This window comes from Leifsonia sp. McL0627 (assembly GCF_058244615.1).
Genome location: NZ_JBZCGM010000003.1, coordinates 1 through 20100, shown reverse-complemented (window position 1 = coordinate 20100; position 20100 = coordinate 1). Strand labels below are relative to the sequence as shown.

General features: G+C 70.3%; 18 protein-coding genes and 1 pseudogene. 12 read left to right on the top strand and 7 right to left on the bottom strand.

Annotation, left to right across the window (positions count from 1 at the left end; all coding sequences use genetic code 11):
- Positions 1-91 precede the first annotated feature (91 nt).
- Complete coding sequence (locus AC37TH_RS08290) at positions 92-1561, bottom strand: alpha/beta fold hydrolase (RefSeq protein ID WP_490763894.1); 1470 nt, start codon at positions 1559-1561, stop codon at positions 92-94.
- Positions 1562-1784: 223 nt separating this feature from the next.
- Between AC37TH_RS08290 and AC37TH_RS08285 the strand changes: the two genes are divergently transcribed.
- The 3 genes from AC37TH_RS08285 (at position 1785) to AC37TH_RS08275 (ending at position 3845) form a co-directional block, all read left to right on the top strand.
- The gene (locus tag AC37TH_RS08285) at positions 1785-2357 is read left to right on the top strand and encodes a M15 family metallopeptidase (protein WP_490763893.1); all 573 of its coding nucleotides are present in this window, start codon (positions 1785-1787) and stop codon (positions 2355-2357) included.
- Positions 2358-2364: 7 nt separating this feature from the next.
- On the top strand, positions 2365-2898 hold the full coding sequence (locus tag AC37TH_RS08280; RefSeq protein ID WP_490763892.1) for a GNAT family N-acetyltransferase: 534 nt from the start codon (positions 2365-2367) through the stop codon (positions 2896-2898).
- A 125-nt stretch (positions 2899-3023) separates the two neighbouring features.
- Positions 3024-3845 (top strand): alpha/beta fold hydrolase, encoded by an 822-nt coding sequence (locus tag AC37TH_RS08275; RefSeq protein WP_490763891.1) that lies wholly within the window; start codon positions 3024-3026, stop codon positions 3843-3845.
- A 78-nt stretch (positions 3846-3923) separates the two neighbouring features.
- Here AC37TH_RS08275 and AC37TH_RS08270 read toward each other — a convergent pair whose 3' ends face one another.
- Both AC37TH_RS08270 and AC37TH_RS08265 read right to left on the bottom strand, forming a co-directional pair.
- The gene (locus tag AC37TH_RS08270; RefSeq protein ID WP_490763890.1) at positions 3924-4283 is read right to left on the bottom strand and encodes a UBP-type zinc finger domain-containing protein; all 360 of its coding nucleotides are present in this window, start codon (positions 4281-4283) and stop codon (positions 3924-3926) included.
- A 17-nt stretch (positions 4284-4300) separates the two neighbouring features.
- A complete protein-coding gene (locus AC37TH_RS08265; protein WP_490763889.1) occupies positions 4301-4876 on the bottom strand; it encodes an NUDIX hydrolase family protein in 576 nt (191 codons plus the stop codon).
- Between the two features lie 118 nt (positions 4877-4994).
- Here AC37TH_RS08265 and AC37TH_RS08260 point away from each other — a divergent pair, with 118 nt between their 5' ends.
- The 3 genes from AC37TH_RS08260 (at position 4995) to AC37TH_RS08250 (ending at position 11289) form a co-directional block, all read left to right on the top strand.
- A complete protein-coding gene (locus AC37TH_RS08260) occupies positions 4995-5645 on the top strand; it encodes an alpha/beta hydrolase (RefSeq protein ID WP_490763888.1) in 651 nt (216 codons plus the stop codon).
- Between the two features lie 73 nt (positions 5646-5718).
- Positions 5719-10467 (top strand): Lhr family ATP-dependent helicase, encoded by a 4749-nt coding sequence (locus tag AC37TH_RS08255; protein ID WP_490763887.1) that lies wholly within the window; start codon positions 5719-5721, stop codon positions 10465-10467.
- A 45-nt stretch (positions 10468-10512) separates the two neighbouring features.
- Positions 10513-11289: a DNA-formamidopyrimidine glycosylase family protein gene (locus AC37TH_RS08250; RefSeq protein WP_490763886.1), complete on the top strand. Its 777-nt coding sequence runs from the start codon at positions 10513-10515 to the stop codon at positions 11287-11289.
- A 95-nt stretch (positions 11290-11384) separates the two neighbouring features.
- On the opposite strand, the gene AC37TH_RS08245 is transcribed toward AC37TH_RS08250, so the two are convergent.
- Entirely contained in the window at positions 11385-11960 is a 576-nt protein-coding gene (locus AC37TH_RS08245; RefSeq protein ID WP_490763885.1) for an NADPH-dependent FMN reductase, read from the bottom strand.
- Between the two features lie 82 nt (positions 11961-12042).
- On the bottom strand, positions 12043-12774 hold the full coding sequence (locus tag AC37TH_RS08240) for a hypothetical protein (protein WP_490763884.1): 732 nt from the start codon (positions 12772-12774) through the stop codon (positions 12043-12045).
- 168 nt (positions 12775-12942) lie between these two features.
- Between AC37TH_RS08240 and AC37TH_RS08235 the strand changes: the two genes are divergently transcribed.
- The 3 genes from AC37TH_RS08235 to AC37TH_RS08225 all read left to right on the top strand — a co-directional run bounded on the left by AC37TH_RS08235 (position 12943) and on the right by AC37TH_RS08225 (position 15993).
- Positions 12943-13482 carry a hypothetical protein gene (locus tag AC37TH_RS08235; RefSeq protein WP_490763883.1) on the top strand — a complete coding sequence of 180 codons (540 nt, stop codon included), beginning with the start codon at positions 12943-12945 and terminating at the stop codon, positions 13480-13482.
- Positions 13483-13525: 43 nt separating this feature from the next.
- Positions 13526-14092, top strand: coding sequence for a MarR family winged helix-turn-helix transcriptional regulator (locus tag AC37TH_RS08230; protein WP_490763882.1), 567 nt, complete (start codon positions 13526-13528; stop codon positions 14090-14092).
- A 101-nt stretch (positions 14093-14193) separates the two neighbouring features.
- Positions 14194-15993 (top strand): LCP family protein, encoded by a 1800-nt coding sequence (locus AC37TH_RS08225; RefSeq protein WP_490763881.1) that lies wholly within the window; start codon positions 14194-14196, stop codon positions 15991-15993.
- A 16-nt stretch (positions 15994-16009) separates the two neighbouring features.
- On the opposite strand, the gene poxB is transcribed toward AC37TH_RS08225, so the two are convergent.
- Positions 16010-17743 (bottom strand): ubiquinone-dependent pyruvate dehydrogenase, encoded by a 1734-nt coding sequence (poxB, locus tag AC37TH_RS08220; RefSeq protein WP_490763880.1) that lies wholly within the window; start codon positions 17741-17743, stop codon positions 16010-16012.
- Between the two features lie 137 nt (positions 17744-17880).
- Here poxB and AC37TH_RS08215 point away from each other — a divergent pair, with 137 nt between their 5' ends.
- The 3 genes and pseudogenes from AC37TH_RS08215 to AC37TH_RS08205 form a co-directional block, all read left to right on the top strand.
- On the top strand, positions 17881-18228 hold the full coding sequence (locus AC37TH_RS08215) for a VOC family protein (protein ID WP_490763879.1): 348 nt from the start codon (positions 17881-17883) through the stop codon (positions 18226-18228).
- A 195-nt stretch (positions 18229-18423) separates the two neighbouring features.
- On the top strand, positions 18424-19011 hold the full coding sequence (locus AC37TH_RS08210) for a ScbR family autoregulator-binding transcription factor (RefSeq protein ID WP_490763878.1): 588 nt from the start codon (positions 18424-18426) through the stop codon (positions 19009-19011).
- Between the two features lie 136 nt (positions 19012-19147).
- A pseudogene (locus tag AC37TH_RS08205) lies at positions 19148-19417 on the top strand (DUF3566 domain-containing protein); the annotation flags it as partial.
- Between the two features lie 16 nt (positions 19418-19433).
- Here AC37TH_RS08205 and AC37TH_RS08200 read toward each other — a convergent pair.
- Positions 19434-20100 (bottom strand): TetR/AcrR family transcriptional regulator C-terminal domain-containing protein (locus AC37TH_RS08200; protein ID WP_490763877.1); only part of this gene is annotated, 667 nt, incomplete at its 5' end.

Here is a 20100-nt window from a genome sequence, read left to right as displayed (position 1 = left end):
GGCTTTCTCCCGGTTTCCGACAGGAATTCCGGGAAGAAGCCTGGGCTCGATTGCGTGGGGACGCGGGCCAGGTGCGCGAGTGCACCGCTGGCTAGGGGGTGGCGGGGACGAGGGACTCGATGCCGGCGATGGTGGCGGAGATGAGCAGGTGGAAACTGCGGTCGAGGTCGTCCGGCAGGCCGAACCCGCCGGTCAGCTCCAGGAGCACGAAACCGTGGATGGCGCTGCGCAGCATCCTGATCGCGTCGACCGTGCTCGACTCCGGCAGATCGAAGGCGCGCAGCGCCCCCGCGAGGACCGCGATCGTCTCCGCCGCCCGCTCTGCGAGCTCCGCGTCGCCGGGGTCGGCCAGGTTCGGCGCGACCTGAATCGCGGTATACCGGCCGGGATGCGCGTGGGCGAAGGCGCGCATCGCGTCTGCGGCCTCGTGCAGCGCGTCCGCCCCTGAACGGCCGATGGTCGCGGCGGCGAGCACCCTGGTCAACTCACTGACCGACTCGATCGCGACCAGTCGGCGCAGGTCGTCGAGTGACGAGACGTGCTTGTAGAGGCTCGGCACCGCCACCCCAGCGCTCCCTGCGACGGCCGCCAGGGTGAGGCGGTCGAACCCCGACACTCCCCCCGCATCCACCAGGTCGATCGCGACCCCGGTGACGGCGGCCCTGGTGAGCCCGGCCCTAGGCACGGGCGGCCCAGGTCGCGGTGACGTCGTTCGCGCCCTCCGCCGATCCGTCGCGCAGCCGGGCGAGGAAGTCGATCGTGCGCGGGACGATGATGTCCGGTCGCTGCGCCTGGGGGTAGTGCCCGGATTCGGGACGAACTCCGTGTCGGCCCCGAGGGAGGCGACCCACTCCAGCTCGGCGGCAGGGTCCTTGAAGTCGGGGTCGAGTGCGCCGATGAACGCGAGCATCGGGGTGTGCACCTCCGGCAGCCGCGGCTCGACGACGGAGTGGGTGAGCTGCACCGTCAGGTGACGGAACGACCGCAGCCTGCCCGGCTCCTTCATGTTCGCCTTGATCGCCGCCGCGTGCTCGGCGAGCCAGGGCGCCTGGTGCCCCTTGTTGAGCGACTTCCGGTAGTAGCCGGCCCAGGCGCCTGCGCCCCACGGCCCGGCGAAGAGGACCCGGTACATCCCGTGCAGGGAGGCGACGGCGAACGCGCTCATGGCCGGGTCGCGCAGCAGCGGGCTGTAGAGGGCGAGGCCGGCGACCGCATCCGGGCGCTCTGCCGCGATCCAGGCGGCCGCGGAGGCTCCCATCGAGTTGCCGAGCAGCACGGCGGGGCCGCCGAGCTCGTCGATGAGGGCGATGACGTCACGACCGGTCTCGATGTCGCCGAACTCGCGGAACGTCGTGTCGCCGTCGCCGTGCGCCCGCAGATCGGTGACGGCGACGCGGTAGCCGGCGCGCACCAGCGGACCGACCAGCTCGCGGTAGGTGGACCGGAGGTCGCCCATGCCGGGCACGGCGACGATGAGAGGGCCGGAGCCCTCGACGGTGTAGCTCACGCGTCCCTCGGGGCGCTGGAGGAAGTGGACCTCACTGGCGATGGAAGTGTTCATAGCCGTAAAGCTAATACCATTAGCCAAGCGCCGCAACCCCCAATTCTATCGAGTGGTCCCGAATTGCCGCGCGGGGTCGTGACGCGCGGCAATTCGGGACCACTCGATGGGGTGGGTGGCGCAGGGCGCGAGGTCATCCTGTGGAGGGACGGGGTTGCATCGCTGGGGCGACTCGCGGCCAGGACGCGGCGGGCGAGGCTGGAGGCAGACCGAAAGGACCGCTGTGCCCCGCAGAACCATCCTCACCACCCTCGCCGCCGTCGCCCTGGCCGTGACCATCACCGGATGCACGGCCGCCGGACCCGGCTCCGCGGCTGGACCCGGATCCATCGCGCCGGTCACCAACCCGGCGGACCTCGGACCGGACGACGGCTACATCCCGGTCGGCGACACGGTCGCGCTGACCGACGACGTCCCGGCGGTCACCAAGCTCGACCCGCACCTCCGGGATGCGCTGGACCGCGCGGCCGAGGACGCCGCAGACCGCGACGTGGCGTTCACTCTCACCGACGGCTGGCGCAGCGAGCGCTACCAGCAGTACCTGTTCGACCAGGCCGTCGTGAAGTACGGCAGCGAGGAGGAGGCGAGCCGCTGGGTGAAACGCGGAGACGAGTCGAAGCACGTCCGCGGGGAGGCCGTCGACATCGCGACCGCCGACGCGATGGACTGGCTCAGCCGGTTCGGAGCCGAGTACGGCCTCTGCCAGACGTACGCGAACGAGTCGTGGCATTTCGAGCTGCTCGGCGACGGCTCCGGCGCGTGCCCGGCACAGCTGACCGACGGGTCGGCGGGATAATCGACCGGTGCGCACCTTCGAGACCGACCGCCTCACCCTCCGCGGATGGGAGCCCGGCGATGCCGACTTCGCGTTCGACCTCTACTCCCGCTGGGAGGTCCAGCAGTACATCGGCCGCGAACCGAAGAGGATGACGGAGCGGGAGCAGGCTGTCGCACTGATCGACCGCCTGCGCGTCCACGAGCATCCAGTGCACGGGTTCTGGGTGGTCGTCGTCCGAGAGTCCGGCGCACCCGCCGGGACGATCCTGCTGAAGCACATCCCCTTCTCCACCGGGTCGGATCACGGAGACGCCGCTGTCCAGGACACCGAGATCGGCTGGCACTTCCATCCGGATGCGTGGGGTCACGGCTACGCGTCGGAGGCGGCCGCCGCCGTGCTGCGGCACGCCCTCGATTCCGGCCTCGACGAGGTCGTCGCCGTCACCGCCGCGGAGAACACCGCGTCGCAGCGCGTCTGCCTCCGCATCGGGATGCACCCGAAGGGTCTCAGCGACCGCTACTACGACCAGACCTGCGCGCTCTTCTCCACCAGGGACTGAACATCCCACGAATTCTACAACGGCTGTTCCCAAGCAGCGCTCCTGGCCGTAGCGTCGACCCTGGCGGCACCTTCGCCAGCTTCCTGCGCCGAGTTCGTCACAGCACCGAATCCAAGGAGAGAGCCATGCCGTACATCACCACGTCAGACGGAACGCAGATCTACTACACCGACCAGGGCGAAGGGCAGCCGGTGGTCCTCAGCCACGGTTGGCCGCTCAGCTCCGACGCGTGGCAGGTCGAGCTCAAGCTCCTCGCCGACAACGGTTACCGGGCGATCGCGCACGACCGCCGCGGCCACGGCCGCTCCTCGCAGCCGTACACCGGCAACGACATGGACACCTACGCCCGCGACCTCGCCGAGCTCGTCGAACAGCTCGACCTGCGCGACCTGGTGGTGATCGGCCACTCCACCGGCGGCGGCGAGGTGGTGCGCTACGCTGCGCAGCACGGGAAGGGCCGGGTGGTGAAGGTGATCACGGCCGGCGCCGTCCCCCCGATCATGGTCAAGTCGGACAGCAACCCGGATGGCACGCCGATCGAGGCGTTCGACGGGATCCGCGCCGGAGTGCTCGCCGACCGGTCGCAGTTCTACCTCGACCTGTCCAAGGCGTTCTTCGGGGCGAACCGCGAAGGCTCGCAGGTCTCGGACGGCGCTCGCTACGACTTCTGGCGCCAGGGGATGCTCGTCGGACTACAGGCCGCATACGACTGCGTGAAGGCGTTCTCGGAGACCGACTTCACCGACGACCTCAAGGCACTCGACGTCCCGATCTTCATCGCGCAGGGCGACGACGACCAGATCGTGCCGATCGCGGACGCCGCGCAGAAGTCCATCGAACTCGTCTCGCAGGGCACGCTCAAGGTCTACCCCGGCGCCCCGCACGGGATCTATGGCGCGTACCAGAAGGAACTCGACCAGGACATCCTGGCGTTCATCGCGAGCTGACGCCTGACGGCCGGTCGGCGGAGACGCCGGCCGGTCGGCGGAGACGCCGGCCGGTTGCGCGTCTTTCAGCGCCACGTCTCAGGTGTGCGGGCCCTCGTTCGCCTGCACGAGTTCCAGCCAGTCCTCCGGCACCCGCCCGCTCGGCCCCGGCGCCGGCTGGTCTTCCGGCCTGCTGGTCGGGGCAGCGAGCGTCGGCCCCTGGACGACCCTCTGAGCCGTGTAATCCCAGAACCAGTCTTCGCCGGGTTCGAAGCTCTGCATGTAGCGGTGCCCTGTTGCCGCGGCGTGGGCGGTGGCGTGCCGGTTGAGCGAGTCGTCGCAGCAGCCGACGTGACCGCATGCGGCGCAGCGCCGGAGGTGCACCCACCAGCTTCCGTCCCTGTCGCACTCCACGCATCCGGTGCCGGACGGCGGAACGTTCTGGTCGATGTCGGTCATGGCAACACCCTCTCGGTCTAGACGATCCGCCCCACGGAAGCCAGAGCAGCCTTGAGCAGCACGCCCCGCCCGCCTTCCATCTCCTCCGACACCGACGGGGAGGCAGCCTCCTGCGGTGTCATCCAGGTGAGTTCGAGCGCATCCTGCCTGGGTTCGCAGGTGCCGGTGACCGGGACGACGTATGCCAGCGACACGGCGTGCTGCCTGTCGTCGGTGAACGGCGTGACTCCGGGCATCGGGAAGTACTCCGCAACCTGGAACGGGATGGGGCTGGCGGGCAGCTGCGGGAACGCCATCGGCCCGAGGTCCTTCTCCAGATGCCGGAACAGTGCCTCGCGCAGCGTCTCGCCGTACATCACACGTCCGGACACCAGCGTGCGGGTCATCTCGCCGACCGCGTTCGCGCGCAGCAGCACGCCGAGTTCGGTGACCTGACCGAGCCCGTCCACCCGCACGGGCACCGCCTCGACGTAGAGCAGCGGAAGCCGACGGCGCACCTGTTCGAGTTCGATGTCGCTCAGCCACGCCGGCCCCTGCTGGGGACCGTCGTCCGGCAGCGGGTCTGGGGTTGGGTCCGGGGTGCGCACGCTCATGCGACGATCCTACGGAACCGCCGGATGCTCGGACACCATTGCGACCGGATGCTGTGGAAAAGGCAGGAGATCGCCGCCCTGTGCAGAAACTCGGCGTGACGGCGCGCCAGAATGAAGGATGCCTTTCCCGACCCCGGAACTCCGCATCGACAGGGACGCCGTGCTGTGGTCCGCGTCGGAGCGCGACAGAGCCGGCCGCCCGCTGCTCGTCCTCCTGCACGGCTACGCCTCCGACGAGGCGGACCTGTTCGGCATCTCCGCCTACCTGCCACTGGAGCCGGTGATCGCGTCTGTGCGCGCGCCGATCCCCGAGGGCCAGGGGTTCGCGTGGTTCTCGCGATACACGAACGTGCCGGGCGACCCGCTCGCGGCCAACGCCGACGCCGCGGCACTGGCAGTGCTCGACTGGCTCGACGAGCAGCCGCAGACCCCGACCGGGCTCCTCGGCTTCTCGCAGGGCGGCGCGATGGCGCTGCAGCTGCTCCGTCTCGCGCCCGAGCGCTTCGACTACGCCGTGCAGCTCTCCGGCTTCGTCGTGCAGGGCGACCAGGACGGCGACACTCAGCTCGCGGACGCCCAGGTTCCGGTGTTCTGGGGGCGCGGGACGCTCGATGAGGTGATCTCGTCCGACGCGGTCGACCGCACGTCCACGTGGCTGCCGGAGCATTCCGCACTGGATGCACGCATCTACGAGGGGATGGGGCACAGCATCTCGTCGGCGGAGCTGGCGGACGTCTCCGCGTTCATCCGGGGCGGGCTGCGGCGCTGAGCCGCGCATCCACCGGCCGGATGGTGCGAGAGCGCAGGACGACGATGTCGGCGGTCGGGTGTTGGATGGAGGGATGAGCGACGTGCTCGACCGGTTCTCCCCCGCCACCCGAGAGTGGTTCAGCGGGGCGTTCGACGCGCCGACTCCCGCCCAGATCGGGGCGTGGGATGCGATCTCCCGCGGCCGTCACGCTCTGGTCATCGCCCCGACCGGTTCGGGCAAGACGCTGGCCGCGTTCCTCTGGGCGATCGACAGGCTGGCCGCGGCAGACCGGGCGGCGGATGCCGACCCCGAAACACTGTCGACGAAAGCCAAGACCCAGGCCAAGCGCGGCACCCGCGTCCTTTACATCTCGCCTTTGAAGGCACTCGGCGTCGACGTCGAACGCAACCTGCGCGCTCCGCTCGTCGGCGTCACCCAGACCGCCAAGCGCCTCGGCGCCGAGCCTCCGCACGTGACCGTCGGCGTGCGCTCCGGAGACACGAGCTCGGCCGACCGGCGGGCGCTCGTGTCGACGCCGCCGGACATCCTGATCACCACGCCGGAGTCGCTGTTCCTCATGCTGACGTCGGCGGCGCGCGAGACGCTGTCCTCCGTCGAGACCATCATCATCGACGAAGTGCACGCGGTCGCAGCGACCAAGCGCGGCGCCCACCTGGCGCTGTCGCTGGAGCGACTGGATGCGATGCTCGCCTCCCCCGCGCAGCGCATCGGGCTCTCCGCCACGGTCCGCCCGCCGGAGGAGGTCGCCCGGTTCCTCGGCGGTCGCGCCCCGGTCGAGGTGGTCGCGCCGCCGTCCGGCAAGCGCTTCGACCTGCGCGTCGTGGTGCCCGTCGAGGACATGAGCGAGCTCGGCACCTCCACCTTCGCCAGCGACAACGACGACGGCTCCGCCCCGCAGGCCGGCTCGATCTGGCCGCACGTGGAGGAGGCGATCGTCGACAGGGTGCTCGACCACCGTTCGTCGATCGTGTTCACGAACTCGCGCCGACTCGCCGAACGCCTGACCGCGCGACTCAACGAAATCTATGAGGAGCGCGTCCTGGGCAGCGGCGACTCCGCCCCCGCAGACGGCTTCCTCCCGCTAGCGCGCCCTCCGGCCGAACTGCTCGGCGCGTCCGGTCAGACCCGCGGCTCGCGCGAGTCGGTCGCCGACGAGCCGGGATCGCTCGTGCTCGCCCGCGCCCACCACGGCTCGGTGAGCAAAGAGCAGCGCGCCATCATCGAAGACGACCTGAAGGCCGGTCGCCTGCGCTGCGTCGTCGCCACGTCGAGCCTGGAGCTCGGCATCGACATGGGCGCGGTCGACCTGGTGGTGCAGGTGGAGTCTCCGCCGTCCGTCGCCAGCGGGCTGCAGCGCGTCGGCCGCGCAGGTCACCAGGTGGGCGAGGTGTCGAGGGGCGTGGTGTTCCCCAAGCACAGGGCCGACCTCATCCACTCGGCGGTCGCCAGCGAGCGGATGGTGTCCGGGCTCATCGAGACGCTCCGCGTTCCGGCCAACCCGCTCGACATTCTGGCGCAGCAGACCGTCGCGGCGACCGCGCTCGAACCGATCGACGCGGACGAGTGGTTCGACACCGTCCGCCGCAGCGCACCGTTCGCGACGCTGCCGCGGAGCGCGTACGACGCCACCCTGGATCTGCTCGCCGGGCGGTATCCGTCCGACGAGTTCGCCGAGCTGCGGCCGCGCATCGTCTGGGACAGGGACGCCGGCACGCTCACCGGACGGCCGGGAGCGCAGCGCCTCGCGGTGACGAGCGGAGGAACGATCCCCGACCGCGGGCTCTTCGGCGTGTACATGGTCGGAGAGAAGGCCAGCAGGGTCGGCGAGCTGGACGAGGAGATGGTCTACGAGTCGCGCGTCGGAGACGTGTTCGCGCTCGGGTCGACCAGCTGGCGCATCCAGGAGATCACGCACGACCGCGTGCTCGTCACGCCCGCCTTCGGCGAGCCGGGGCGGCTACCGTTCTGGAAGGGCGACGGGCTCGGCCGGCCCGCCGAGCTGGGACGCGCCGTCGGGGAGTTCATCCGCGAGGTGAGCAGTGCCTCCCCAGCGGATGCCGAACTGCGCTGCGTCGAGGCCGGGCTCGACAACTGGGCGACGGGCAACCTGCTCGCGTTCCTCAGCGAGCAGAAGACGGCGACAGGGCACGTCCCGACCGACCGCACGCTCGTGGTGGAACGGTTCAGGGACGAACTGGGCGACTGGCGTGTCGTGCTGCATTCCCCGTACGGAATGCAAGTGCACTCGCCGTGGGCGCTGGCCGTGCAGTCGCGGGTGCGCGACCGCTACGGCATCGACGGCGCCGCCATGGCGGCCGACGACGGGATCATCGTTCGCATACCCGACACGGAATCCCAGCCGCCCGGCGCCGAGCTGTTCGTGTTCGAGCCGCAGGAACTGGATGCGCTGGTCACCGAGGAGGTGGGAGGCTCCGCACTCTTCGCCGCACGATTCCGCGAGTGCGCCGCCCGGGCCCTGCTGCTGCCCAAATACAATCCAGGCAAGCGGTCGCCGCTCTGGCAGCAGCGGCAGAAGGCGTCGCAGCTGCTGGATGTGGCGCGCAAGTACCCGAGCTTCCCGATCATCCTGGAGACGATCCGGGAGTGCCTGCAAGACGTCTACGATCTGCCGGCGCTGGACGACGTGACCCAGCAGATCGCTCAGCGGCGCATCCGGTTGGTGGAGGCGAGCACGGAGTCAGCGTCGCCGTTCGCGCGCTCGCTGCTGTTCGGCTATGTCGCCGCGTTCATGTACGAGGGCGACAGCCCGCTGGCCGAGCGTCGCGCTGCCGCGCTGTCGCTCGATGCCGGGCTGCTGGCCGAACTGCTCGGGCGCGCCGAACTGCGCGAACTGCTCGACCCGGCGGTGATCGAGCGGGTGGAGCGGGAGCTGCAGCGTCTCGCGCCGGAGCGGCGTGTGCGCGGCGTCGAGGGCGTCGCCGATCTGCTCAGGATGCTCGGCCCGCTTTCGGTGGAGGAGGTCGCTGAGCGGCTGCAGGGAGCGGCAGTCGCCGTGGTCGCGACGGAGGCCGGAGCGGGTAGCGGTGCCGGGGCCGGTGCCGAGCCGGACGAAGAACCCACACCCCCGCCCGCCGCCGACCTCGGCACCGCCGCAGCGCACCTCGCCACCCTGGTCGAGACCAAGCGCGCGCTGTCCGTGCACATCGCGGGCGTGCAGCGGTTCGCCACGATCGAAGACGCCGCGCGGCTGCGCGACGCGCTGGGGGTCCCGCTGCCGATCGGCGTGCCCGTCGCCTTCATCGAGCCTGTCGACGATCCGCTCGGCGACCTGGTCAGCCGGTTCGCCCGCACGCACGGTCCGTTCGTGACGGCCGATGTCGCGGACCGATTCGGGCTGGGCGCCGCCATCGTGCACGATGTGCTCCGCCGCCTCTCGCACGACAGGCGCGTGGTCGACGGCGAGTTCCGGCCGCACGCCCACGGTTCGGAGTGGTGCGACGCCGAGGTGCTCCGGCGGCTTCGGCGCATGTCGCTGGCCGCTCTCCGCCACGAGGTCGAGCCGGTCGACACCGCGACGTTCGCGCGATTCCTGCCCGACTGGCAGCACATCGGCGGCACGCTGCGCGGCGTGGATGCTGTCGCGTCGGTGGTCGAACAGCTCGCGGGGGCGCGCATCCCGGCGTCGGCGTGGGAGTCGCTGATCCTTCCGAGCCGCGTCACCGACTACAGCCCGACGATGCTCGACGAGCTGACGGCGACCGGCGAGGTGATCTGGGCCGGAGACGGCGCCCTTCCCGGCAGCGACGGCTGGATCAGCCTGCACCTGGCAGACTCCGCGCCGCTCACCCTCGCCCCTCCCGGCGACCACGAGACCGATGAGCTGCAGCGCTCCGTCCTGGAAGCGCTCAGCAGAGGCGGCGGGTACTTCTTCCGTCAGCTCTCCGACGCGCTCGGGGCCGCGGCCGGCTCTCCCGTGGACGACACCGCCCTCGTGACCGCTCTCTGGGATCTGGTCTGGGACGGGGTGATCACCAACGACACTCTCGCTCCGCTGCGCACGATGACCGGCGGATCCGGGGCTCACAAGCGGCCCAAACAGGCTCCGCGCTCCCGGATGTACCGCGGGCGCACGGCCGCCAGGTCGGCGATGGTCACCAGGATGGGGCCGCCGACCGTCGCCGGGCGCTGGTCGCTGCTGCCGGAGCGCGACCTGGCGTCGACGGTGCGCGCGCACGGGCAGGCGGAGACACTGCTCGACCGCTACGGGGTCGTCACGCGCGGCTCGGTGATGAACGAGGGGTCCCCCGGAGGATTCGCGCTGGCGTACAAGGTGCTCAGCGGCTTCGAGGAGACCGGCCGCGCCCGCCGGGGATACTTCGTGGAGACGCTCGGCGGCGCGCAGTTCGCGACGGGGGCGACGGTCGACCGGCTGCGGTCGTTCGTGCGCGACCACACGCAGGATGCGCCGCTCGACACGGTCGCGCTGGCCGCGACCGACCCGGCCAACGCCTACGGCGCCGCGCTCCCCTGGCCGGGCGTGCCCGGCGATGCGGGCACCGGGCACCGCCCTGGACGCAAGGCCGGGGCGCTCGTCGTGATCGTCGACGGCGCGCTCACCATCTACGTGGAGCGCGGAGGCAAGAGCCTGCTCTGCTTCGCCGACCAGGAGAAGCCCGAGGCGAAGCCCGCGTTGCTCGCCGCCGCCCGCGCGCTCGCAGCGCTGATCACCCGAGGACGCGTCGACAAGCTCGCGATCGAGACGGTGAACGGCGCGTTCGTGCTCGGGACGCCGCTGGGCGAGGCGCTCAGCGAAGCGGGCTTCCTTCCGACCCCGCGCGGGCTCCGGCTGCGGTCGTGACCGGCTGCGGTCGTGACCGGGTGCGCGCCGTGAGCGGATGCCATCGTGCCTGAGGGCGACACCGTCTGGCGTGCCGCGAAGCGTCTTGACGGCGCGCTCGCCGGGAAGGTCCTGACCGAGACCGACTTCCGGGTGCCCGCGTACGCGACCGTCGACCTGTCCGGCCGGACGGTCGACGGCGTGGTCAGCCGTGGGAAGCACCTGCTGATGCGGGTGGGCGATGCGACCATCCACAGCCACCTCAAGATGGAGGGGTCGTGGGAGCTGTACGCCCCGGGGGCGCGGTGGAGGCACCCGGCGTTCGAGGCACGCGCCGTCCTGCGCACGGAGGACGTGTGCGCGGTCGGCTTCCTGCTCGGCGTGCTCGAAGTGATCCCGCGCGACAGGGAGGACGACGTGGTCGGCTACCTCGGCCCCGACCTGCTCGGCCCGGACTGGGACACCGAGGAGGCGGTGCGACGGCTGGCAGCGCATCCCGAGCAGCCGATCGCTGTGGCACTGCTCGACCAGCGCAACCTCGCCGGACTCGGCAACGAATACGTCAACGAGCTGTGCTTCCTGCGCGGGATGCTGCCGACGCGGCCGGTCGCCGAGGCCGACCTGCCCGCGGCGGTGTCGCTCGCCCGGCGGCTCATCGTCGCCAACCGCGACCGGCCGACGCGAGTGACGACCGGCGACACCCGTCGCGGGCGCACGTCCTGGGTCTACGGCCGACGCGGCGAGCCGTGCCGCCGCTGCGGGACGCGCATCCACCGGTCGGCGCTCGGCCGCACCGACCTCGAGGAGCGCGTCACCTACTTCTGCCCCTCCTGCCAGACCTGACCGATCCCGTCCCCTGATCATCGAGTCCGGACTTATGCACGGAGCACGCGGCGTGTCGCGTGCATAAGTCCGGACTCGATTATTGGGCGAGGGGGTTAGGCGGCGACGGCGGCTGCGGGGGCGCGGAGGGCGGCGAGGGCCTCCGACCAGGACTCGACCTGGTCGAAGAGCGGGGTGAGGGCGGCGTCCTGCTGCGGGGTGGGCTTGAGCGACCAGTTCTCGAAGTCGTGCGCGAGGCTGAGACCGACGTGCGCGCTGACGGTCGCGACCTGCAGCTGCGACAGCACCAGACGCAGGTGCTCGACGGCACGCGCCCCGCCGAAGACGCCGTAGCTGACGAAACCGGCCGCCTTGTTGTTCCACTCGGCTCCGACGAAGTCGATGGCGTTCTTGAGCGCACCGGAGGTGCTGTGGTTGTACTCGGGGGTCACGAAGATGTAGCCGTCGAACTCGTCGATCTTGGCCGCCCACGCCTTGGTGTGGTCGTTGGCGTACTGGCCCATCGCGGCGGGCATGGCCTCGTCGAGGTGCGGGAGGTTCCAGTCCTTGAGGTCGACGAGCTCGTATTCGACGCCGTTGCGCTGGACGGCGTGGTCGTAAACCCAGCGGGCGACGGCCTCGCCGTTGCGTCCGGGGCGCGTGCTGCCGATGATGATCCCGATCGTGGTCATGTCATGCCTTTCGTGTTGATGACGTGTCACCCAACACGAACCCGGGATGCGCGGGGAACATTCCCGCGCACCGTGCGACCCTCTAGAAGAAGTCTCCTCCGCCGCCGAAGTCCCCTCCGCCGCCGAAATCGCCGAAGCCGCTGTCGCCGCCCCAGCCACCGCCGTCCGCGGACACGGTTCCGGCGTCTCCGCCCCAGCCGCCCGCGTCACCGGCACCGGCGTCTCCGGAACCCGCGTCACCGGAACCCGCGTCGGCCGAGCCGCTGTCGCCCGAGGCGTCGCCGTTGTCGCCGGCGCCCCCATCCCCGGCCTGCTGGTCGACAGGAGAGGGCATGAAGGCGCTCACGAGCGCAGAGCCGATCACGAAGCCCGCCACGCTTCCGAGGAGCGAGCTGGCGAACATCCCGCCGAACCCGACGCCACCGCGGCCACCGCCGCCGCCGCCGCCGAGCGAACGCTCCAGGGTGCCCGGCTGCCGCAGTTCGGCGCGCGTGGCCGACTGTGCGAGCGAGCGCGGGTCGTCGCCACGCGGCTGCTCGCCGGCCGGGGCGTTCTCGGAGAGCTGCTGGAACAGCAGGGACCGCTGCTCGGGCGTCAGCTTCGAGAACGCCTCCTCGTGCACCTGCTCGATGGTCTCCGGCGGCGCGGTGCGCAGCAGGTAGCGGTAGCGTTCGACCGCGATCTCGTCGTCCGAACGCTGAGCAGGGGCAGGCGCGGACGCAGGGGCGGGCGCGGGCGCAGCGGCGGGTCGGGGCGCAGACGCAGCCGCGGACGGCTGCTCGTCGCGGCCGAAGAGGCGGTCGAGGAATCCCATGGTGATCTCCGTTCGGGGCGGCGCCGCGCATCGGAACGCGGACGGCACGAGTATGTGAATCTGTACAGAGAAGTGTTCCGTGCACGGCTGGGCGACCGCTGTGTCCGCGGAACGCCCTCCCGCTAGGCTCGTCCCGCGAGCGGGTAGCGCGGAGAGGCGAGGTGACGCATGGCCCGGAGAGACGAACCGAGCGACACCCGGCTCCCGGACGACGCCACCCCCGACGAACGCCGTCAGGCGGGCGATCGGCTGCGCGAACGCATCTACGCCACGTTCACCGCGCTCGCCATCCTGATGGCCTTGTACGCCCACGGCGACGCCCTCGAACCACTGGATGTGCTGCTCACCCTGGTCATCTCGGTCTGCGGCGTGCTGCTGGCCGGTCTCGCCTCCGACCTGGTGTCGCACATGATCGTGCACAACAACCTGCCGAGCGGGCTGGAGTTCCGGCACCTGGTGGCCGTCGCCTCCCGGGCGCTGAGCGTGCTCGGCGTTCCGACGGTGATGCTGCTGCTGGCCGCAGCGGACGTGGTCTCGGTGAGGACGTCGATGCTCGTCTCCGTCATCGCCCTCATCGTCTCTCTCGCCGTGATCGCCTGGCTCGCGGTGAAGCGGACCACGCTCACGATGGTCAAGCGCATCCTGGTGCTGGCCGGGATCGTCGCGCTCGGGATCGTGGTCGTCGCGCTGGAGCAGCTGGCGCACTGACGGGATCTCCCGCGGCGGCGCGACGGCGTGGGAGGATGACCGCATGTCCCACGTCCGCCAGCGGCCAGACCCGAGGAAGCTGAGCACCGGGGAGATCGAGCTCTTCAACGCGTTCTACGTGATGCGCAGGGGGTTCGACCGGACCCTCGATGCGCAGCTCCAGCGGGACCACGGCATCTCCATCTCCGAGCTCGAAGTGCTCATGGCGCTCGTGCGCGCGCCGGGCAGACGACTGAGGGTGCGCGACCTCGTCGACGTCACCGGCTGGGAGAAGAGCAGGGTATCGCACCAGGTGACCAGGATGGCGGCGCGCGGTTTCGTCGAGCGGCAGGAGTGCGCGGAGGACCGGCGCGCCAGCTACGTCCACCTCACCGGAGAAGGGCGGCGCGTGGTGGTGCGGGCGCTCCCCGAGCACACGGCGACGATCAGGCGGGTGCTGTTCGACGCGTTGTCCGACGACCAGCAGGCGGAGTTCCTGGAGATCTCGAAGCGCATGATCGCGGCGAACGAGTCCGAGAACAGCGGTGCGGAGGACTGCACGGAGGACGAAGGCGATGACGCGCCTCCGGAGCCTCAGCGTGAAGAGGTTCACAGCGGCCTCGCCTCCTGACGGGCTCCGATCTGGGAGACAAGGCCGGAAAGCCTGACTATTCGTCGAGAAATGCATGGATGGCCAGGGCTCTTGCAGGGTTGGACCCCTAGCGTTTCCGTGTGCGACGCCCAACCTTCCCCAGCCCCGAGGAGCCCCGCGACCCTCGGGAGCACCCCGATGACCGTGAACCGGCCACCGAGGTCTTCGGGCGCGTGCCGCAGCCGGATCCCCGACGGCCGGTCCGTGCGACGCGACCGGCGGGCAGCCGGTACGGCGGCGCGGCAGCTGGAAGCGGGGCGGCGGCCGGGAGCGGCGCAGCCGCCGGGAGCGGCATGGACGAGCTATTCGGCGGCAACGGCGCAGGCAACGGCTCAGCGGGCAACGGCTCCGGCCGCAACGGTTCCGGCGGAAGCGGCGGCAACGGCTCCGGCCGCAACGGTTCCGGCGGAAGCGGCGGCAACGGCTCAGGCGGAAACGGTGGAAACGGCGACGGCAGCACGCCCGGCGGCCCCGGCACCCCTGGCGGGCGCACCCCGCGCAAGCGCCGCACCAAGCGCATCATCGGCTGGACGGCCTTCGGCCTCGCCGTGATTCTGATCGTCGTCGGCGGTTACGCGGCGTACAGCTACTTCCGCTTCGTGAACAACGTGAAGCACGTCGATGTCATCTCGGAGCAGAACAAGCCGAAGAACGACGTCGACGGCTCGGCCCAGAACATCCTGCTCGTCGGAGACGACCACCGGCCGGACAACGCATCGCAGGCCGAACTGGACCAGCTGGGCACCACCTCCGACGGCGGTGGCACCAACACCGACACGATGATGATCCTGCACATCCCGGCGGACGGGAAGTCGGCGACCCTCATCTCCCTCCCCCGCGACTCGTGGGTGAATGTGCCAGGTCAGGGCATGAACAAGCTGAACGCGGCATTCTCGCTCGGCGGCGGCGCGACCGATCCGACCGCTGGCGCGAAGCTGCTCATCCAGACCGTGCAGAACCTCACCGGGCTGACGATCGACCACTATGTTCGCGTCTCCCTGCTCGGTTTCTACGACATCGCCCAGGCGCTGGGCCCCATCCAGGTGTGCCTGAACAACGCGGTCGACGACCCGTACTCGCAGGCGAACTTCCCCGCGGGCGTCTCGACACTGGATGCCCACCAGGCTCTCGCCTTCGTCCGCCAGCGTCACGGTCTGCCGCAGGGAGACCTCGACCGCGTGGTGCGGCAGCAGTACTTCCTGTCGGTGGAGGCGCACAAGTTCCTCTCCGCCGGAACGCTGCTGAATCCGGGCAAGCTGTCGCAGGTCCTGGATGCGGTGAGCGGCTCCCTGGAGACCGACCCCGGCCTCAACTTCCTCTCCCTCGCGACACAGATGCAGGGCCTCACCGGCGGCAAGATCCAGTCGGCGACCATCCCGATCTCCGGCACCCCGACGATCACGGTCGACGGCCAGGACGTGTCGATCGTCCAGGTGGACACCGCGGCGATGCCCGCGTTCGTGCAGAGCCTGATGGGCACGCCCGACGCCTACGACAAGGCGACAGCGGCCAAGCCCGCCGACACCACGGTGACCGTCCTGAACGGCGGTTCCTCGAACGGCGCAGCGGGGACGGCGACGCAGACGCTCGCCGCGGCCGGCTTCAAGACGGGGACGCCCGGCGATTCGAGCACGGTCCCGACCACGGTCATCCAGTACCCGAGCGGCCAGGAGGCGCAGGCCAAGGCCGTCGCGGCGTACCTGGCCGGGGCGTCGGTGCAGGAGACGTCGTCGGTGTCCGGGGTCACGGTCGTCCTCGGCGACGACGGCATCATGCCGGCCGCACCGGCCGCAGGCGGCGCGCCGGCGTCGGGAGGGGCTCCCGCTCCGACCCCGTCATCGCCGGCGAAGAACTACAGCGACACCGTCTGCATCAACTGACGCCGGGTTCCCGGCTCTAGTCGAACAGCCGCCGGAACACGTTCGTGTCCGCGAGATCGACCAGTTCGTCGCCCCGGCCGGACATGATCGTGCGGAGCGCATAGAGGGTGAAGCCCTTGACCTGCTCCGCCGTGATCGCCGGTGGGATCGACAGTTCCTGCCTGGCCGTGACCACGTCCACCAGGGCGGGCCCGTCGTGGTCGAACGCGGCGCGCAGGGCGCCGGGCAGGTCGTCCGGCTTCTCCACCCGCTGGCCGTGCAGGCCGATGGCGGTGGCGACGTCGGCGAAGTTCGGGTTGTCGAGCCCTGTGCCGAAGTTAACGAAGCCCGCCGCCTTCATCTCCACCTCGACGAAGTTCAGCGACGAGTTGTTGAACACCACGATCTTCACCGGCAGCTTCATCTGGCGCAGGGTGAGCAGTTCGCCGAGCAGCATCGCCAGTCCGCCGTCCCCGGCGAGCGCCACCACCTGCCTGTCCGGGAACGCCGACTGCGCTCCGATGGCGTGCGGCACGGCGTTCGCCATGGTTCCGTGCGAGAACGAGCCGATCAGGCGGCGCTTCCCGTTCATCTCCAAGTAGCGCGACGCCCACACCACGGGCGAGCCGACATCCGGGATGAACACCGCGTCGTCCGTCGCCAGTTCACTGATCAGCTTGGCGACGTACTGCGGGTGGATGGGCGTGCGGTTGCGATCGTTGGTCGCCAGCTCGTCGAGGCTCTTCCTGGTCTTGCGGTAGTGAGCGGTCGAGGAGTCGAGGTGCTTGGTGTCCGTGCGGTCTTTGAGCAGCGGGAGCAGCGCATCCACGGTGTCGCGGACGCTGCCGACCAGGCCGAGGTCGACGGGGGTGCGTCTGCCGAGGTTCTCGCCGCGGATGTCGACCTGGATGATCTTCGCCTTCGACGGGTAGAACTGCTGATACGGGAAGTCGGTGCCGAGCATCAGCAGCACGTCGCAGCTCTCCATCGCCCGGTAGCCGGACGAGAAGCCGAGCAGGCCGGTCATGCCCACGTCGTACGGGTTGTCGTACTCGATGAACTCCTTGCCGCGGAGGGCGTGGACGACGGGAGCCTGCAGTTTCTGCGCGACGGCGACCAGCTGCGGATGCGCGCCCTCCACGCCGGCGCCGCCGAGGATGGTGACCTTCTTGGCCGAGTTGAGCAGGTCGGCTGCCGCCTGCAGCTCCTGGTCCTCCGGGCGCGTGACGCGCGGCGAGAAGGTGATCGGGGCCGACTTGCGGCGACCGGCGCTGTCTTTCAGGAAGATCTCGCCGGGGATGACGACCACGGCGACACCCCGCCGCTCGATGGCGGTGCGCATGGCGATCTCCAGCACGCGGGGCAGCTGCTCCGGGATGCTCACCAGCTCCGTGTAGACGGCCGCCTCGCGGAAGAGGTCCTGCGGGTGCGTCTCCTGGAAGTATGTGCTGCCGATCTCCGGGCCGGGGATCTGCGCCGCGATGGCGAGCACGGGCACCCTGCTCCTGTTCGCGTCGAACAGGCCGTTGATGAGGTGCAGATTGCCTGGACCGCAACTGCCGGCGCACACGGCGAGCTCACCGGTCAGCGCGGCCTCGGACGCCGCGGCGAAGGCGGCAGCCTCCTCGTGCCGCACGTGCGACCAGGCCACCGTGCCGTCTTTGCGGAGGGCGTCGGTGAACCCGTTGAGCGAATCGCCTGGCAGCCCGTAGACGCGTTTCACCCCCGCGTCCTTGATGATCTCGACGATGGTGTCGGCGACGGTCGGCATGCTGGACTCCCTCGAAAACGGTCGGATGCGACCAACGTACGCCGGGGAGAGGCCGGGGCGGGGAGGGGGCTGAGCCGATGTGCAGGCTCTCACGCGCATCCATTGCCCCTGGGCGCACATGCGCGGACAATCGCTGCATGAGCAACGAAGTGGACTATTTCGAGATCGGCACGCCCGATCCAGAGGCGAGCACGGCGTTCTACTCCGGGATGTTCGGCTGGCCGATCGGGCCGCCATCTCCCGCGGGGTACCGGATGGTCGGCGGCGACGCGGGCGGACTGTGGGACACGAGCGCCATCGGCGGCGGATCGTGGGCCGTCTTCTACGTGCACGTGGACGATGTGGCCGCTGCCGTCGAGCGGGCGACGGCGCTCGGCGCGACGGTCGCCCTCCCCCTCGTCGACAACGGGTCGATCCAGTTCGCCCATCTGCTCGATCCGACAGGGAACCGCTTCGCCGTCTGGCGGCCCAACAACACCGACTGAGCAGACGACAGACAGGTCGTTTCGCTAGACGAGGCGGTCCGCGCGGACATACAGAGATTACAAGTAAGTCTCGATTACGGTGTGCTTACCCCCGTTATTCTCCCCACGACTCTGCCGTCGTCCTCCCCTCAGGAGATCCCCAACTCATGGTCAAACAGGCGCGAGCCCAAGCAACCAGAGACGCCATCATCCGCGGTGCCGCCCGAGACGTTCGAGCGGTCAGGTTACGGCCTGGCGTCCATCGCCGACATCGCCGCGGCGTCCTCGGTCACTAAAGGCGCACTGTACTTCCACTTCCAATCCAAAGACGACATCGCGCGCGCGGTGATCGAGGCCCAGCACGAGCGCGCCATGATCTCCGGCGCGGAAGTGCTCGGCCGGAACCTGCCCGCCCTGCAGACCATGGTCCTGCTCTGCGCCGGCCTGGCCAACCAGCTGCTGACCGACCCCGTCGTGAAGGCGGGAATCCGGCTGACGACGGACCGCTCGGGGTTCGAGCGGCCGATCGACGGCCCCTACGACGACTGGCTGCGCACCTACGAAGAACTCACCGTCCGGGCGATCCACGAGGGGGACATCGTGCCGACCCTCGACCCGTCGATGTTCGCGCACTTCGTCATCCCGACCTTCACCGGAGTCCAGCTCGTCTCCGAGACGCTCAGCGACCGCGCTGACCTGCTGCAGCGGGTCAGGGAGATGTGGATCGTGCTCCTCCCCGGCATCGTGCCGCCGCAGAGATACGACGCCCTCTCGCAGTTGCCGGAGCTGATCGTCACGGAGTAGCCCGGCAGGCCACGCCATGGATGCGCCCCGCTCGCGGTTACACTGACTGCGGGGGATCGCCATCGAGTCATCGGGCGACCAGTGACACGGGGAGGCCGATGTGGCAGCACGCAAGGTGAAGGCGAAACGCGCGGTGATGCGCATGGTCTACATCGACTTCTGGTCCGCGCTCAAGATGTCGTTCCTGGTCGCGCTGATCGTGGCGCTGATCACCGTCGTGATCGCCCTGCTGGCGTGGAGCGTCCTGGACAAGCTCGGGGCGATCGGATCGCTGCGCACGTTCCTCGAGAGCATCGCCGGATCGCAGGGGTCCGCCCTGGTCGCCGACCTGACGTTCGCCAACGTCATCACCTTCACGCTGGTGGTCGCACTGCTCGAACTCATCGTCGTGTCCGCGCTCGGCGCGATCTTCGCCGCGCTCTTCAACCTCGCCACCAGAGTCGTCGGCGGCTGGGAAGCTCACGTTCGGGAGCGACTGACCGCTCTGGAACCGCCGGCGTCTCGGGAGCGACGGAGCTCCAGCCCGCCGACCAGCAGGTCGACGCCGAACCCGAAGGCCGCGGCAGGGTCGTCCTCGTCCAGCGGGGACACCGCACCGGGTCGTCGGCGAGCCCGCCGCTGCCGTCGGACTGCATCCGCTGCTGCTCGGCGACGTGCCCGAGGACGAAGTGCAGCAGCGCTGTCGCCTCCTGCTGGTTCCGCTCGAACCCGCCGAGCGCGGCGGCCGCGGCGAGGCGGTCGACGGCGGCGGTGGAGCCGAGGCCGAGCGCGAACGTGCTGGAGACCACCTCGGCGCCGTCGCGGTAGGCGAGGAGCGCGTCGCGGAGGGTGGCGGACTCGGTGCGGACGGCGTGCATCCACTGGTCGGAGGCGGCGTCGGGACCGGATGCGGTAACTGGCGGGTGGCCTGCCGTGCGCAACGATGCGGTCGGCGAGGTCGGCGAGCAGAAGGGTCGCTTGTTCGGGAAGTGCCAGTAGAGCGCGCTCGGCTGCACGTCGAGCGCCGCGGCCAGGCGGCGCATGGTGAGGTCGGGGAGGCCGTGGTCGTCCAGGATGCGCAGGGCGGTGCGAGCCACGTCGTCGCGGGTG

What these genes read in the sequence shown, in the direction of transcription:
- AC37TH_RS08290 (WP_490763894.1), bottom strand. Translation starts at nt 1,561, where the DNA reads ATGAACACTTCCATCGCCAGTGAGGTCCACTTCCTCCAGCGCCCCGAG.
- AC37TH_RS08275 (WP_490763891.1), top strand. Translation starts at nt 3,024, where the DNA reads ATGCCGTACATCACCACGTCAGACGGAACGCAGATCTACTACACCGAC.
- AC37TH_RS08270 (WP_490763890.1), bottom strand. Translation starts at nt 4,283, where the DNA reads ATGACCGACATCGACCAGAACGTTCCGCCGTCCGGCACCGGATGCGTG.
- AC37TH_RS08265 (WP_490763889.1), bottom strand. Translation starts at nt 4,876, where the DNA reads ATGAGCGTGCGCACCCCGGACCCAACCCCAGACCCGCTGCCGGACGAC.
- AC37TH_RS08260 (WP_490763888.1), top strand. Translation starts at nt 4,995, where the DNA reads ATGCCTTTCCCGACCCCGGAACTCCGCATCGACAGGGACGCCGTGCTG.
- AC37TH_RS08255 (WP_490763887.1), top strand. Translation starts at nt 5,719, where the DNA reads ATGAGCGACGTGCTCGACCGGTTCTCCCCCGCCACCCGAGAGTGGTTC.
- AC37TH_RS08245 (WP_490763885.1), bottom strand. Translation starts at nt 11,960, where the DNA reads ATGACCACGATCGGGATCATCATCGGCAGCACGCGCCCCGGACGCAAC.
- AC37TH_RS08240 (WP_490763884.1), bottom strand. Translation starts at nt 12,774, where the DNA reads ATGGGATTCCTCGACCGCCTCTTCGGCCGCGACGAGCAGCCGTCCGCG.
- AC37TH_RS08235 (WP_490763883.1), top strand. Translation starts at nt 12,943, where the DNA reads ATGGCCCGGAGAGACGAACCGAGCGACACCCGGCTCCCGGACGACGCC.
- AC37TH_RS08230 (WP_490763882.1), top strand. Translation starts at nt 13,526, where the DNA reads ATGTCCCACGTCCGCCAGCGGCCAGACCCGAGGAAGCTGAGCACCGGG.
- poxB (WP_490763880.1), bottom strand. Translation starts at nt 17,743, where the DNA reads ATGCCGACCGTCGCCGACACCATCGTCGAGATCATCAAGGACGCGGGG.
- AC37TH_RS08215 (WP_490763879.1), top strand. Translation starts at nt 17,881, where the DNA reads ATGAGCAACGAAGTGGACTATTTCGAGATCGGCACGCCCGATCCAGAG.